Origin of the sequence: Campylobacter sp. FOBRC14 (assembly GCF_000287855.1) — a bacterium.
Lineage (GTDB): Bacteria > Campylobacterota > Campylobacteria > Campylobacterales > Campylobacteraceae > Campylobacter_A > Campylobacter_A curvus.
This window is the reverse complement of the sequence record NZ_ALJJ01000001.1, coordinates 1-2,301: the sequence shown is the minus strand read 5'-3', so window position 1 is coordinate 2,301 and position 2,301 is coordinate 1. Positions and strand designations below refer to the sequence as shown.

Genomic DNA, 2,301 nt, shown 5'->3' with positions numbered 1-2,301 from the left:
ATGAGAAGATAGGCAAAGAAACTCGCTGCATCGAAGATGAAATTCCGTTTGAGATACCTAGTAGTTGGGCATGGGTGAGACTGGGTAGTATGGGGGTGGCTCAAACCGGCTCAACTCCTTCTACGCAGGTGCGAGATTTTTACGGAGATTATATGCCATTTATTAAGCCTGCTGACATTACAAATTCTGGAATAGATTACAATAATGAAAAGTTAAGCAAAAAGGGAACCGAAGTGGGGAGAGTTGCTGAAAAAGGTTCTATCTTAATGGTTTGTATAGGAGGGTCTTTAGGCAAATGTTATTTTAATGATAGAATTGTATCTTTTAACCAACAAATAAATTCGCTAACACCATTTTTTAGTAGCTATAAATTTATTTTTTATTACTTATTGTCGTCTCATTTTTTTGAGCAGCTACAAGATAGAGCCACAGGAACAGCTACTCCAATAGTAAACAAAACTAGCTGGGAAAGCATTCTAATTCCTCTACCGCCACTACCAGAACAAAAACGTATAGTCACAAAGATAGAAGAGCTTTTAAAATTCGTAGATATTTTGCAAAGTAGCCTAAAGTAGGCTACCAGTCTATCACACTATCTATTAGATCACGTTGCTCGGCGGCCGTTCTGCGTAGATAAATTCGCGTAGTTTGGATGCTTGTATGCCCCATCAGGTCAGCTAAAAACGCTATGTCGTTGCAACTAGCTAAGAAATTTTTAGCGAAAAGATGACGAAAAGAATGTGGATAAATAACCGACTGATCAAGTCCGTAGATCCTAGCAAATTTCTTAAGCTCACTAGCTATTCCACGCGGCGTAATGGGCCTGCTAAATCTGTTTAAAAATATAAAGCCGCTTTCTATGTCGCTCTCATCGAGCCACTTTTTCGCCGAGACTTGCAAAGATTTGGGAATATAAATTCTTCGCATTTTTGCACCTTTTGAGTATATATCAAAGTAGCCAAGCACAACATGCTCAGCTCTAAATTTGACTAGCTCGCTCACACGCACGCCGGTAGTCGTCAAAAACCGCACGACAAAATACCACTTTTTGTGCCCGTCTTTTAGTAGGCAAGCTTTAAAGTACTCATAGTCCGCTTTGCTGATAACGTTTTGCAAAAAACTTTTTTGTTGAACCTTGACAAAACTTAACTGCAGCTTCGGCTTTTTTATGCTTTGAAGGTAGCAGTTAATCGCGCGAAGTCTTAAATTTACAGTCTTTGGGCTGTTGTTCTCTATAAGATAGAGCTTATAGGCTTGCAAATTTTGGCGCGAAACATCATCGTAGCGATCCAAAAATTGCTTCAAGGCAAAAAGGTAGGCAAAAATAGTATTTTGCGACAAATTCTTGTTTGTTAGGTAGGTTTTAAACTGAGTCATCATAGTAAAGTCTCCTTCACTATGATTATAAATTTAAGGTTTTAAAAGAGGCAACAGCAACTCAATTTTTTCTACTATCCGTTTTTGCTCTGGTAGTGGTGGTATGGCTATCACTATGGTTTTTATAGAGTTTAAACTAATGCCAGAGATAATCCCTGACATTTTTTGCATAAAGCTGTATATAAAAATTTGACTTTGTAGGTAGTAATATATAAATTTAGGTTCAATTAGTAGCGGATTAAAACAACATAGTTTATTGCCAAAACACACATCACAATCAAGATAGCCTATCTTTTTACCTGCGCTTCCACCCTCCACGCAGAGCAAAACACTATTTTTTGGAGCAATCTTAAATCTGCTCTCATTAAAAGGAATTTTTACGCCATTTTCATAGTCTATTGAACCATCAAAATCGACATCTTTTGTGGCTATATAGCATCTGCCGTCTTCTAAATTTGTATATTTCGTCAGCTTTTGAGTCTGGTTTATGCTATCACCGGTGTAAATTTGGCAAATTTCCCCCAGTCTCACCCATGCCCAACTACTAGGTATCTCAAACGGAATTTCATCTTCGATGCAGCGAGTTTCTTTGCCTATCTTCTCATAAGGGGAATTATCTTCACCTATAAAAATAGTAGATTGAGGGAATTTATCGGCTTTTAGCTTTTTGTCTTTGACTAATCTTTGTTTTTCTTGTCCTATCTTTTGAAGCAGTATTTCTACGCTTTCATCTTCTAAATTTTGCTCTACAAGCTTACCCTTGACAGCATAGTCAAGTATGGATTTTTTAAGCTTTGATGGAAAGCTTAAATTTAACTCGTCTAGCTTCTCTTTATCTTCTTTATACTTTTCTACGAGCGGCAATATCTCTTCAAGCTTATCTACTATACGTTTTTGTTCGGATAGAGGGGGGAGGGGGAGGAG

At 37.6% G+C, this 2,301-nt stretch carries 3 protein-coding genes; 1 reads left to right on the top strand and 2 read right to left on the bottom strand.

Annotated elements, in window-relative coordinates:
* The coding region (locus HMPREF1139_RS00015; protein WP_198003111.1) for a restriction endonuclease subunit S at positions 1–575 on the top strand (575 nt) is incomplete at its 5' end.
* A gap of 1 nt (position 576) precedes the next feature.
* Here the strand turns inward: HMPREF1139_RS00015 and HMPREF1139_RS00010 are convergent.
* Entirely contained in the window at positions 577–1,380 is an 804-nt protein-coding gene (locus HMPREF1139_RS00010; RefSeq protein WP_009649267.1) for a tyrosine-type recombinase/integrase, read from the bottom strand.
* 30 nt (positions 1,381–1,410) lie between these two features.
* A partial coding sequence (locus HMPREF1139_RS00005; RefSeq protein ID WP_034965828.1) for a restriction endonuclease subunit S occupies positions 1,411–2,301 on the bottom strand: 891 nt, incomplete at its 5' end.

What these genes read in the sequence shown, in the direction of transcription:
- HMPREF1139_RS00010 (WP_009649267.1), bottom strand. Translation starts at nt 1,380, where the DNA reads ATGATGACTCAGTTTAAAACCTACCTAACAAACAAGAATTTGTCGCAA.